The organism is Solibacillus daqui, from assembly GCF_028747805.1.
GTDB lineage: Bacteria > Bacillota > Bacilli > Bacillales_A > Planococcaceae > Solibacillus > Solibacillus daqui.
Window position 1 is genome coordinate 1,995,136 of the sequence record NZ_CP114887.1, and the last position, 13,305, is coordinate 2,008,440.

14 protein-coding genes and 1 pseudogene are annotated in these 13,305 nt (G+C 34.5%); 11 read left to right on the forward strand and 4 right to left on the reverse strand.

Going from position 1 to position 13,305, the window contains the following annotated elements; all coding sequences use genetic code 11:
* The first annotated feature begins 100 nt into the window (after positions 1–100).
* Entirely contained in the window at positions 101–178 is a 78-nt protein-coding gene (locus tag O7776_RS20335; protein ID WP_420802174.1) for an ArsB/NhaD family transporter, read from the forward strand.
* Positions 179–311: 133 nt separating this feature from the next.
* Entirely contained in the window at positions 312–1,004 is a 693-nt protein-coding gene (locus O7776_RS09625) for a DUF2642 domain-containing protein (RefSeq protein WP_274310371.1), read from the forward strand.
* 1,081 nt (positions 1,005–2,085) lie between these two features.
* On the opposite strand, the gene O7776_RS09630 is transcribed toward O7776_RS09625, so the two are convergent.
* From O7776_RS09630 to O7776_RS09640, 3 genes are all read right to left on the reverse strand, one after another.
* Positions 2,086–3,444, reverse strand: coding sequence for an arsenic transporter (locus O7776_RS09630; protein WP_274310372.1), 1,359 nt, complete (start codon positions 3,442–3,444; stop codon positions 2,086–2,088).
* A gap of 220 nt (positions 3,445–3,664) precedes the next feature.
* A complete protein-coding gene (locus O7776_RS09635) occupies positions 3,665–3,799 on the reverse strand; it encodes a transposase (protein ID WP_420802175.1) in 135 nt (44 codons plus the stop codon).
* 348 nt (positions 3,800–4,147) lie between these two features.
* Positions 4,148–4,456 (reverse strand): IS110 family transposase, encoded by a 309-nt coding sequence (locus O7776_RS09640; RefSeq protein WP_274310373.1) that lies wholly within the window; start codon positions 4,454–4,456, stop codon positions 4,148–4,150.
* A 595-nt stretch (positions 4,457–5,051) separates the two neighbouring features.
* Here O7776_RS09640 and O7776_RS09645 point away from each other — a divergent pair.
* The 6 genes and pseudogenes from O7776_RS09645 to O7776_RS09670 form a co-directional block, all read left to right on the forward strand.
* A pseudogene (locus tag O7776_RS09645) lies at positions 5,052–5,218 on the forward strand (IS3 family transposase); the annotation flags it as partial.
* A gap of 508 nt (positions 5,219–5,726) precedes the next feature.
* On the forward strand, positions 5,727–6,323 hold the full coding sequence (locus tag O7776_RS09650) for a YpjP family protein (RefSeq protein WP_274310374.1): 597 nt from the start codon (positions 5,727–5,729) through the stop codon (positions 6,321–6,323).
* Positions 6,324–6,643: 320 nt separating this feature from the next.
* Complete coding sequence (locus tag O7776_RS09655; RefSeq protein ID WP_241369662.1) at positions 6,644–6,835, forward strand: ABC transporter permease; 192 nt, start codon at positions 6,644–6,646, stop codon at positions 6,833–6,835.
* A 169-nt stretch (positions 6,836–7,004) separates the two neighbouring features.
* The gene (locus tag O7776_RS09660) at positions 7,005–7,721 is read left to right on the forward strand and encodes a class I SAM-dependent methyltransferase (protein WP_274310375.1); all 717 of its coding nucleotides are present in this window, start codon (positions 7,005–7,007) and stop codon (positions 7,719–7,721) included.
* 146 nt (positions 7,722–7,867) lie between these two features.
* On the forward strand, positions 7,868–8,848 hold the full coding sequence (locus O7776_RS09665; RefSeq protein ID WP_274310376.1) for a thymidylate synthase: 981 nt from the start codon (positions 7,868–7,870) through the stop codon (positions 8,846–8,848).
* 13 nt (positions 8,849–8,861) lie between these two features.
* Entirely contained in the window at positions 8,862–9,332 is a 471-nt protein-coding gene (locus O7776_RS09670) for a dihydrofolate reductase (protein ID WP_274310377.1), read from the forward strand.
* Positions 9,333–9,525: 193 nt separating this feature from the next.
* On the opposite strand, the gene trhA is transcribed toward O7776_RS09670, so the two are convergent.
* Positions 9,526–10,167, reverse strand: coding sequence for a PAQR family membrane homeostasis protein TrhA (trhA, locus tag O7776_RS09675; RefSeq protein ID WP_274310378.1), 642 nt, complete (start codon positions 10,165–10,167; stop codon positions 9,526–9,528).
* Positions 10,168–10,366: 199 nt separating this feature from the next.
* Here trhA and O7776_RS09680 point away from each other — a divergent pair, with 199 nt between their 5' ends.
* The 3 genes from O7776_RS09680 to O7776_RS09690 all read left to right on the forward strand — a co-directional run bounded on the left by O7776_RS09680 (position 10,367) and on the right by O7776_RS09690 (position 13,298).
* Positions 10,367–11,212: a DegV family protein gene (locus O7776_RS09680; protein WP_274310379.1), complete on the forward strand. Its 846-nt coding sequence runs from the start codon at positions 10,367–10,369 to the stop codon at positions 11,210–11,212.
* Positions 11,213–11,805: 593 nt separating this feature from the next.
* On the forward strand, positions 11,806–12,720 hold the full coding sequence (locus O7776_RS09685) for a GDSL-type esterase/lipase family protein (protein WP_274310380.1): 915 nt from the start codon (positions 11,806–11,808) through the stop codon (positions 12,718–12,720).
* Between the two features lie 5 nt (positions 12,721–12,725).
* Positions 12,726–13,298, forward strand: coding sequence for a YpmS family protein (locus tag O7776_RS09690; RefSeq protein WP_274310381.1), 573 nt, complete (start codon positions 12,726–12,728; stop codon positions 13,296–13,298).
* Positions 13,299–13,305: the final 7 nt, after the last annotated feature.

Sequence of the window (13,305 nt, forward strand, 5' to 3'; positions counted from 1 at the left end):
ATATTTTCCATAATCTTCCTGCGGTGATGATCAGCATTGTAGGAAGATTATGGGAATGTAACTCTAACCTTTATTTTTACAAGTGGCGTATTTGGCAAACGTGATTGGAAGTGATATAGGTGCACTATTAACACCTATAGGAACTTTAGCAACGCTCATTTGGATGTTTATTTTATAAAACCATGGAATCTTAATTACTTGGGGTAATTATTTAAAAGTAACCATTCTGGTAATCCCTATAGGCTTAATTGTAAGCTTATTTAATTTATATTTATGGGTCCGCTTAATATTTGAATAGAGGAGAGGAGACATTGAAAAATTTGATTCATGAAAATTTTATTCATGATATAGATAAAGTAATTGTTAAGGTGGAAATAACAGGAAAAAATATACTTAGAGGAATAATAATAGATAGTAGTAGCGAGTTAGTTGTATTATTTAACGGTAAAGAATATTTTTATATTCCTTATCGTCATATTCATGAGATAAAAATAGATTACTTTAACGAAGATAGTCTCAATATCCCATCAATTGATACACAGCATAACCTATTTAACGGTATCAATGAAGAAATGACGTTTGAAAAAGTTCTTACAAATTCTATTGGGACCTATTTAGAAATCCACGTGTTAAATAACCAGCCATTCCATGGATATATATCCAATATACTAAAAGATTATATTGTATTCCAATCCCCCATTTACAAAAAGTTATTTGTTCCAATGAAGCATATAAAGACAATAATTCCTTATAATAACAACCTGAAACCGTATCAATTATCAGACAATGAGTTTTTTATTGAAGAATGTAATGAAAATTTCCAAGATACTTTTGAAGCACAAATTGGAAATTTAAGAAATAAACTAACCGTATTAAATGTAGGTGAAAAGAATAATTTTACCGGAGTTATAACTGATGTAAATGGGTCAATTATTGAGTTTCGTTCAGCTAAGGATAACTTCTATTATAATATTCAGCATATAAAAACGATACACACGTCTTAATGTGAGTAACGAGTTAATTTTTTTTGAATAATAATAAGTACAATGTATTTCAATAATAGCGATTTATATTATATTGCAGTTTTGTATAAATGGATTTCACAAGCAATTAAATTGTACCTATAAGATGGACACTTTTGAAAAAGTCCTTCTTGTAGGGTACTTTTGTATATCATGAAAAAAGATGTTGGAGCTGATCAAAAATGACAAAAAAGATTCTTATCGAAATAACCAAGCACTACGAAAGGGAAATTCTTATGTAATATCAGTCACCGATAAATCAATTAATTAATCTACCCGCAAAGAGAGAAGGTAACGAAGAAACACCGTACATGTCGGAACGAAATAAAGCGCAACTTCAAGCAAGGTGTGGCAGGGAAAGTATTGCTAACAAACATCACGTATTTGACGTATCAAAACGGAAACGTGCTAATTTATCAACGATTAAAAACACCTAAACGAACGAAATTTTAGCTCATGAGGGGGCAGATTATCTATCCTTAGATAATGACCTCAATACGCTAATGAAATTAAGGAAACATAAGGGTTTAGCAGAAGTGGCCATTATTCCCTGAGATCAAGGGTTCTATTATACAAGTACGATCTATCAAGCATTAGTGAAGAAAATGGGCATAGAACGGTCCATGTCATGCCGTGGAAACAGTTGGGATAAAGCGCCTCAAGAATCATTTTTTGGCCATATAATATATGAAACATTTATAAAAGATTGCGTAACACTGGTAGAAGTAAAATGAAAAATCAAGAGTTACATTACATAATATAATAACTATCGAGAGTAATGAAGATTATAAACTGCCGCCTGTAAAATACAGACAGCAGCTTCAACAAGTTTCCTAAGCTTTTTCAAAATGTCCATTACAAAGGGGTCACTTTAAACTTAATATCACTTTCACATTTTTTCATAAGCTAGCATATATTATAAAGAAGGAAGGCAATGTTTATATGAAAATACTACTCTAATCAAAGGTAATCTTTATATTTAGTAGCTCAACTAATAAATATAAAGATTATCGACATTATAGGCTGAAAAATGGTTGGATATTTAAAAAGTAAAATTATTCTTTTACTTAAGAAAAACTAATTGAACCCAATAGAAGAGCAGAAAAAGTGTGAATACAGTTGTAATTGGAATAACAATCATTGAAACGCTTAAATATTCTTTCCATTTCACTTTAATTTTATTTTGCTTTAAAATATGCATCCAGATGAGCGATGCTAGAGTTCCAATCGGTAATAATAATGACCCTATATCACTACCAATAATATTAGCAAGATAAATCGTTTTTAATGTGATCGGGTCTAGCCCCATTTCTGTTAACGTAATGGTTCCAATCATTAATGCTGGATGATTGTTAAAAATATTAGATAAAATCGAAACTAATCCACCCATGATAAAGCTTGCTTGGAATAATCCTTGATTTACGATGGGCTCACAAAATTGAACGAGTATTTCTGTCAAACCGATATTATGCAATCCATATATGAGAACATACATTGAGAAAGCAAAGATTAAAATATGCCAAGGTGTTTTCTTTAAAATGTCGATTGGATTTGTACCTAATTGATACCATCTCCAGACCAGTAGAACGACTGAACCAAGTACAGCAACTAGCGCGATTGGAATAGCGAAGTATGAAGCAACGAAAAGTAAGCATCTGATGATAAAAACAAACAATAACACTTTTAACATAAGCTTTGTTCGCTTCTTTTTTGTATCAACTGAAATAGTTCCTTTTAATGAATGATATTGTTTAGTGAAAAATAACTCTTCAATATCATACGCCGTATCTGGTAACTTCTTTGGTAATTTCTTTTTTAAAACGATAAACATAATGTATGACATAAATAATAAACCAATTGTTGCAGGTACGAACATCATTGCAGTATGCATATAAAGTGTCATATGGATAATTTCTAATGCGATTAGATTCACGATATTACTAACACCAATCGGTGCACTGGAAGCTGTTGCAATTAGTGCTCCACTTAATAAATAGGGAATCATTTGGTGTGGTTTTAGACGAAGATTTCTTAAGAGTAAAATTAAAATGGGAGTTGTAATTAAAATGCTACCATCATTATTAAATAATAGGGTCATTAAAAAGCAAAGTAGTTGAATATACCAGTATAGCCTGTATCCTGATCCTTTAGACAATACCGCTAACCGTGCAGCTGCCCAGTGGAAAAATCCAAAACTTTCTAAGATAACTGCCATAACGATTGTCGCCATAATGGTTATGGAAGCCCCTCCAATTTTATCAATGATATCCATAACATCACCTTGTGACACAGTCCCTGTTAATAAAATAACTCCTGCACCGAATGCAGCCGGCCAGGTTTCATTTAAACCTCCTGGTCTCCAAAATATAATTGATATCGTCATTAAGAAAACGAAAATGGTTAATCCTATTTCAAATGTCATGATTCTATTCCTCCCTCTATAATTGTTGATATATCAATGACTAACGCCATTTTTGAATGCCATAAAATTATTTTTCGACATATATATTTATCAGAATTTCGTAAGTGTCGATTTTTTTAACAATCTAATTGAAAGCTCCACTAAATTAATAACTATCTAATGGGTATTAATTCCTTAATCCAGTACGATACTTAATTGCACTTTTGAATCTCTGCTTTGCTTAAAATGTCTGACCCTCACGTAGTTTACAATTACCTTGTTTAGAAATGCGCTTTTGTCCATTTTGCTGAACAGAAGAGTTTTCGCGTAATGTGAGCCCCGCTAGATTAATTAATTTATTGGAGTGGATGCTCATATAGTGTAAAATAACCAAATACTGCAAGTGAATCAGCCGACGTTACGTTATCGATTCCTGGTACGGATGCTAAATAAAAATAAGCTGTCAATTATTTAGAAAGTCCTACTAACTTAGCCGTATATACCATTTCCCCAAATTTATTAAAGACTTGTAAAAACTCTGGGAAGAAGTGATCTAGCCAACGAATCATACGATTTTGAAGGACATTAAAATCTTCTTGAATTTTTGAAAGTAATGTAATACTGTTTAGTAATTTAGCTTCCACGCTTTCAATAATGCGAGGATAGCTGAATCGTAGGTCTTAAAGTAAACAGTAAACGGGGAATGACGAACGCATCCTTTTGGTTATTTTTTTGTCTGAAGGTTGACATCTAATTTCTTCGAGCTATTGAAGTACATTGGATCTCCCATTACAAATGGAATCAGGTAGTTGTTAAAAAACGATGCTAAGTTCATCCAATATTGAACTGTTGATTCGAAACCTACCGGGATTCCTTGTTTTTCATGTGATGCTTTTAATGTAAGCAGATGTTCATAAAACGCTTCAAATTCGATACGTGACTGTAAGATTGGAAATGATTTTTGGAGCACACGGCCAAGAACATCGATAGCACAAGCGATATGATTGTGTTTGGCGATGTCGATGCCGATCACGAGTGTATTTTCAGAAAATGATTTATTTTTTCATTCGTATTAAAATTCATTAAATGGAGTCCGCTCTGTAGATGTATGAGTCAATGACCGTGGACACTCAAGCATCTTACAGGAGGGCTTTTTTGTTTTTATGTCCCCGAAAATGTTTCTAACAAAAATCCTTGGAATGGTAACACTTTTGAACAACTTTTTTAAGGGTTTCTTTTAAGCATAAGGGACGGACAGGTTGCTTGACATGGAGTCTCTATAGGTATGATTCGTTGCACCAAGAATCCTGCTAGATAGGGGGTGACTTAGCCAAGTGAGGCTATCATGCCAAATGCTCCATATAAAGCCCTTCTTAGTTGAAGGATATAGTAATTGATTCTTATTCTCTATAAAAACTGTCCAATTAAGTGTAGCCTATCAACCTCCTTTCTCTTCGAAATAATTGGATTTTTCATTATAAAAATAAACTTCTTTATATGTATACTCATCCTTACTAAAAGTAACTGGATAAATATCTAAAGAATAGAAAATATATGTCTCTTCAGAACAAATAATGGAACTTATTGAAAAAGAATCATATGATACAAAACATGTTTTGTAAGTGAAATTAGATAATGCTGTTATGGAGAACTTCTTTGGTTTATAAACGGCTGAATTACCTTATTATCAAGGATTTGAAAATAAGACAATTCAGAAGTGGAGCAATATATTTATTATTACTACCACAAACGAATTAAGGGGAAGTTAAAAGGAATGAGCCCTATACAATACTGAACTCACTCCCATTCCAATTGTTTATAGGGCTTATTAAAATGTGTCAGAAATACAAAAAAAAGATTGAAGCTTAATAGAAGCCTCAATCTTTCCACTTTACCTATTTCCGTACATATGCCGCTTATAGTATTTGTTTGCTCCAATTAGCCTCAGAGCGACTCAAATTAGGGTCACACCTGCTCCAATATAAAGCATTAGTATACATTAAATGAAATTCAAAAATAATAGCTGAAACTGTATGATGCGGCATTTTACAAAGCATTGTTTTTTGTATGCACTTGTACTAAATTAGTCCGTGAAGCATAAAGAAGTCATATAACCAAGCATACATAATAAGCCTAAGCCGATTGCAATTGTCATAATTTTGTAAACCTCCCTTAAATAACTCACAATATCTTCCTTTTTATTGTACAATGTTTATAAGGAAGATGAAACCTTTTCTTAGGACATACGTATATATTTAAAGAAGAAGTTTTAAAATTATACATAATTAAAGTAGGTGGAAATTATGAAAAAATGGCTCTATAAATCACTTGTAGCATCCGTTGCATTTTTAACATTAGGTCTGATTACGCCAAACCATGAAATTTGGGCAAACTTTGACGAAGACCGTGGTAATAACAAATCCATTATTGACCGCCAAACAGATAACCAAATTTCAGCAGCTTATCAGCTAGATGAAATCATCGTTGCCCAGCAGCAATTACCGACTGTTGATACATTCATTGAAGCAGCGAAAGAACAGTCATACGTAAAATTTGGTACACGCATTGGGCCAGTAATTGAAGATGAATTTGAGTCGAATATTTTCCCTAAAATTGAAGAAGCAATCGCTGTGACAGTGGATCGACTTGGTGTAGAATCTCTATCCAATTTAAGTATTTCAGAAAAACCGAGTGGCGAATATTCAGAGAAAATTTTCCACATTGTTAATAACGATTCAAAAAAGGATGTCATTCGTTTCCACGTGCGTACAGAAAACCGTCCGTTCGAAGGCTATTACTATAATTTCCACTACCACACATTTGAAGATAATTATCAAACGCACTACAACCTAGGTGATATCTACTGGAGCAAAAACACTCCGCCTAAGTGGTTGTCATAATATTGATAAGACACTTTTTAAAATAGTAAGTCGTATTATTCGTAAAGTATCTTAAAAAACAGACTAATTCACACGTTGAATGTAGTCTGTTTTTTCTTGTCCCAAAATTGAATGAAATGCGATTTTACACTAACAATGTGATGTCCCATACATTCCTTAAGTGTATTTTAAGTGCCATAAAGTGATAAAAATTTTTTTATCAAAAAGGAGGTTTTAGTAGTGAATTTTTTTTTAGAACCGTGTAAAATAAGTGTATATACATTTTCGCAGTCGATTATTTATACTTCGAAATGTAAAATTATACCAAAGGGGGACTGCCGATGATAACCGGTCAGTTAGAGCGAGCATTCCAATTAGCGGAAAAACATAAGCTCGACGTAAATACAATTTTAGAATTAAACAAAGTAATTGCAAAGGAAGTAAACAATTCAGTAAAAGTGGAGGAGAAGATTTTACTTCAAATCATTCAATTACTTGAAAACAACAAAACCATTCTTAGGGAGGCAACATAAAAATTGGAAAAAACAATTGAGCTATATGATGATTTAGACACATTTGATTAAAGGCGCTACTCAACCCATGTAAAACGAGTAGCGCCTTTAATTATGCAATTTTTTATACATATGACCTACATTGTGGTAAAATATAACAAAAATGTTATGCGAGAGAGTAGGTAATTAGATGATTCCATTAGTGTACGATCAAGTGAATAGCAGGGGGATAGATGAAGATTTCTATCTAGTTCTATTAAATAAAATTGATGTAAAAACGATTGCAGATTTGGGCTGTGGCACAGGAAGGTTGACTACAAAGTTTGCGAAACAAGGCTATCAAATTACCGCTATTGACCCAAATGAAGAAGCGATTTCGTATGCAAAAAGTAAACCAAACGAAGGTAATATTACTTGGATTGTTGGAGATAGCTCAAATTTACATACAGCAGTGTATGATGCAATTATCATGACGGCTAATGTTGCGCAAGTATTTCTTACTGATGAAAGTTGGCAACATGTAATTTCAGATGCACACCGCGCATTAAAGCCTGGAGGACATTTCATTTTTGATACGCGTAATCCACTAGCAAAAGCGTGGGAAGAGTGGCAGCTAGATGATACACCTGATAGAGCAATAGACCCGTTGACTGGTGATCCCCTTGAAATTTGGACGTCTTATGAAGGGTTCACTGATGATGTTTTTACATTTTATGAAACCGTGAAAAATGCCCATACTAATGAAGAAGTTATTCATCTAAAAATGCAACTAATATTTAGAGCGAAAGAAACAATCGAATCCTCGCTACAAAAAGTAGGCTTTTTAACAACGAATGTCTATGCAGATTGGGCATTTAAGCAAGCCACTTCAACAGCAAACTCTTTTATTTTCCACTGTATAAAATAATTAGACTTTAATTGATGAACTGTAGTGAAAGCATAGATGTTTTTGGTTGTAGTTTTTTATTTAGAGATTCCCGACATAACTGCCTATACAAATTTGGGTGCCATCCTTATATAATAGAACGAGATAGTTATCAAGGAGTGAACATTTTGACAAACCAAGCAGACCAAGAATATTTAAAACTTCTTCAACACATTTTAGACAACGGCACAGACAAATCCGACCGCACAGGAACAGGCACGAGAAGCGTATTTGGCTATCAAATGCGTTTTGATTTATCCAAAGGCTTCCCGCTTTTAACAACAAAGCGTGTTGGTTTTAAGACTGTTGCAAGTGAGCTATTATGGTTTATTAAAGGAGACACAAATATTCGCTATTTACTTCAAAATAAGAACCACATTTGGGACGAGTGGGCATTCAAAAAATGGGTGGAATCAGACGAATATCAAGGTCCAGATATGACAGATTTCGGCCGCCGCGCATTAGTCGACGAAGCATTTAACACAGAGTATCAAAAGGAGCTAGCTTCATTTTGCGAGCGCGTATTAAACGATGATGAATTTGCACGTAAGTACGGTGATTTAGGAAATGTCTATGGCAAACAATGGCGCAATTGGACAACCTCAGAGGGTGAATCATTAGACCAGCTACAAGATGCAATCAATCAAATTAAAAATAACCCAGATTCTCGCCGCATTATTGTCAATGCATGGAATCCAGAGGATGTAATCAATGCTGGTGCGAAAGGTAGTAAAGCAGCATTACCACCTTGTCATGCGATGTTCCAGTTTTATGTGACAGACGGCAAACTAAGCTGTATGTTAACACAACGTAGTGGAGACACTTTTTTAGGTATTCCATTTAATATCGCCAGCTACGCATTATTAACGCATTTAATCGCACATGAATGCGGCCTTGAAGTAGGGGAATTTGTTCACAGTATTGGAGATGCACATATTTACGCAAACCACTTTGAACAAGTAAAAGATCAGCTAGCACGTGCACCTAAAACATTGCCAACATTAAAGCTAAACACAAACAAGCAATCAATTTTTGATTTTGAGTTGGAGGATGTTTCAGTGGAAGGTTATGACCCGCATCCATCAATAAAGGCACCGATTGCTGTGTAAAGGAGGATAAGCAATGATTTCATTAATCGTCGCACATGATAAAAACTATGTTATGGGCTATGAAAACGATATGCCATGGCATTTACCGGGTGATTTACAGTACTTTAAAGAAATGACAATGGGGAAGCCAATCATTATGGGGCGTAAAACGTTTGAATCAATAGGCATCGCATTACCTGGTCGTCGTAATATCGTGATTACCCGCAACGAAAATTACACAGCTGAAGGTATTGAAACAGTATCAAACTTAAATGCCGCGCTACAATTAGTACAAGATGCTTCAGAAATTATGATCATCGGCGGGGCACAAATTTTTGAGCAAGCAATGTCAATAGCAGAAAAATTATACATTACGCTAATCGATCATGAATTCAAAGGGGATACTTTCTTCCCACGCTACGATGCCTGGCGTTTAACGTCTAGCCAAGAAGCAGTTGATTCTGGTAAAGGGTATACATTCCGTTATTGTATTTTTGAGAAATAAGTAAAAGGCTGTACAAAAAGTTTTCACTTTTTGTACAGCCTTTTCACATGTGTAAATAATCCGCATTAGACAGTGTTTCAATGGATGTCAGCATATAGAAGAGAAAATCACCACTTCCTGTAACAACGCTTTAATGCCTAGCGTCGAGCTAGCCTCCATCCTTGGTGGAATATTGTCGTTATGTTTTCTTCATCTATAAATAAAAATACACACATCCAACCATGCAACCACAGCCCGCAATAACAAACAAATGCCAAATCGCATGATTATACGGTAGCTTTGTCCACATATAAAAAATCGAGCCAAACGTGAACAACACACCCCCGGAAAGTAACAACATAAAGCCATCAAATGTTATATAACTATAGAGAGGACGAATTAAAAAAATAATCAACCAACCCATCACGATGTACAAGGCTAATGAAAACTTCTCAAAACGGTGGATAAACATAAATTTAAAAACAACACCAAAAATCGCTATTGCCCAAATTATACAAAGCATAACAATGCCTAACACACCATCAATTGCAATTAGTAAAAAGGGTGTATACGTTCCAGCGATTAATATATAAATAGACGAATGATCTAAAATAGAGAATACGCGTTTATATTTCTCTGGCATGCTATGTAAAAGGGTAGACATTAAAAATAATAAAATGAGTGACGCACCAAATATAGAAAAAGCCGTAATTTGCTTAGCCGAACCATTTTGTGCAGCATAAATAATAAGCAATATACAGATGGGAATGCTCAGTAATAGCCCAATTCCATGTGTTATCGCATTCCATCGCTCTTCTTTTAATGTTTTATAGTCAAATGCTTCAATTGTTTGCATGTTTTTTCACGCTCCTTACTTTCTTACAATAATTTAAATAGTGATTGTTTGCGAATGTGCATTGTCATTATGTTATACTGCAATATGTCATACATACAATATGATAATTAGAGTTTCGAAAGAATGACAATCGTCATATTGGTAAAAAAATAGTAATTCTTTATAATAGTAAAGAAGATGTAAAAAGGATGTGTTTATTTTGACTCAAATCCATATTGTAACGGATTCTACATGTGATTTAACAGATGTAGAAATAAAAAAACACGGCATTCATATGGTCCCATTATCAGTGCAAATTGATGACAAGACGTATACAGATCGTGTGAATTTACAGCCGGATACTTTTATTGAATTAATGAAAAAAGCAGAAAATTTACCTAAAAGCTCTCAGCCAGCTCCAGGTATATTTAAGGAAATTTATGATGAGCTTGGTAAGGACGGATCACAAATCATTTCTATTCACATGACTGGTGGTATGAGTGGTACATATCAATCAGCATGTCAAGCTGCAGAAATGTCCGATTCAAATGTAACGGTTATTGACTCTCGATATATCGCGTTTGGACTAGCATTCCAAATTCGTGAAGCGATTCGTTTACGTGATGCAGGTGCGAGCGTAGAGGAAATCGTAGCAAGTCTAAATCAAATCCGTGAAAATACGCGTCTTTTCGTAGTGTTAGACACATTAGAAAACATGGTGAAAGGTGGGCGTATTGGTAAAGGGAAAGCGGTTGTCAGCTCATTACTAAACATTAAGCCAATTGGACATTTAGATATTGGCGAAGTGACAATTTGCGCTAAACCTCGTAGCCACAAGCAAGTTGTGAAATTTTTAATCAGTGAATTTGAAAAAGATACACAAGGTAAAGTAGTAAAATCTGTAGGTATTTCTCATGCCAATTCATTAGATACGTTAGTAAACCCTTTAATCGAACAACTACGTGCAATTGGCTATAACGGCGAAGTTGAAATGGCATTCACTTCACCAGTAATTAGTACGCATACAGGTGAAGGTGCAATGGGCTTTGTCTATTATACCGAGTAATATCTATCGAGTACTGAGCTTAGTTTCAGCATGCTTCTTTAATGTAGTTACAGTAAGATTGTTTGAAAAAAGAATAAATTAACAAATGCAAAAGGGCTTGTTCAGAAAGAAATTTCCGGACAAGCCCTTTATTTGTCAACAACGTAAATTGTAGCGCACCGTTGAGTAATTCACAAAGGAAGTTTCTACATCGTTTGTAATAGTCATTGTAATAGAGTTAACGAAAATATTAACTGTAACGCTTATTTTACGTTTCCTATTTCTTCGTTTTTTGTCACCGCACGACTCCATAGTTTAATGCATCGCTGTAAGCAACTTGAACAGTTTGGTGCTGTGGTGGCGATTTTGCTTCAAATTGGACTATAGTTGAATAAAAAGCATCTGAGATGGCGATGAAATAGATGAAGAATAAAAAATATTTGGTTCAATGTGACAAAAAAATCGTTTCTCCTTTAAAATAACAAAAAGTACTAATACATACGATATAAAGAAAAAAAGGTTTCATCTTTTTATAAATATCTAGGCAAACAATTCCATTCTTTTTCACAAATATCTTATAATAGTATAATAAAGAACTAAAAGGGGAGATTGTATTGTGGCGTATATTACTAACGATTTGTCTCATCACGCTACTATCAGCATGTTCGGTATCAATTGACCCGGAAACTGAAGAAAAGCTACCTGTTGATCAATCCTCACAAAATGGGGTTACAATCATTTCAGACATTGCCCCAAAAATAGAGGATGAAATATCGAGGACCGAGCGTATTAAAGAAATAATTAGTGATGTGTTTCAGTTAGATTGGGAGGATATAAAAGATGAATACGCACAAGATATTTTTTACTTAGCACTTGGTGATTCTTTAACGCGCGGTGTAGGGGATGAAAAACAGGATTACGGCTATACTGTTCGATTACAAAAACAATTAGAACAATGGCCAATGATCAAATCCGTAGAACTTGACAATCGTGGCAAAAACGGTCGCCGCAGTAATCAGTTATTAGCATTATTGGAAAAAGGGCAATACGATGAGGAATTGGCAAAAGCCAATCTAGTTACAATAACCCTTGGTGGTAATGATGTCATGAAAATAGTGAAGAATAACTTGTTTACAATGGAACAGTCGATGTTTGAAAAAGAATTGCCTAAATTTATAAAACGCTATGAAGAAATACTGCAAGAAATTCGGCTTCGCAATGCAGATGTGCCGATTATTTTAATAGGCTTTTATAATCCTTTGTCAATTGTGATCGATGAAGTTACGCCATTTGAGTCCATAATATCCGAATGGAACACGGAAATAGAAAATCTAAGCTTAGCAAATAACAATGTATGTTTTGTGCCAGTAGAGGATTTATTTGTATCAAATGAAGATATGGTATATCATGTAGATTTCTTCCATCCGAATAGTACGGGTTATGATCGAATGGCAGAACGCGTAATTGAAACGATGCAATCCTGTGATATTGAGTCTATGTCGAATGGTTTATTAGGTTTTGGAGAGTGAACAGCATGAATAAATGGAAAGTTGCGTTTTTTGTCTTAGCAGGTGCGATAATTATGGTACTTGTTAGTTTAGTGTATTTAATAACTTCAGACTTTAAGCAAGCAAGTCCAAGAGAGCCTATCGCGCTTGAGGGCAATATATTAACCGTCGAAACAACAGCAAAAGAATTCGAAGCAATCGCCAAACAATACTTGGCTGATGCGATGAAAAAATCTCCAGTTCCAGTAGAGCTCGTTATCGACGAAAAAATATACTTATATAGTACATTAATGGCATTTGGTTTTGAAATACCGATTCAAATGGACTTCAATCCTGTAGTAACAGATGGGAATATCGTATTAAAACAGGAGGCGGTCCATGTCGGGAAGGTTAATATTCCACCTGATATGGTGTTGAAATTAATGGCAGATGCAGTCGATTTCCCGTCTTGGATTACCGTGCAGCCAAACGATGAGCAAATCTATGTGGATTTATCACGCATTAACATTGCAAGCGGTTCACGTGTACGAGCACAAGAGATTGATTTAGCGAATGACAAGATTGTCTTACAAGTGGTCATTCCAAACGAAACAAAATAAGGGGTGA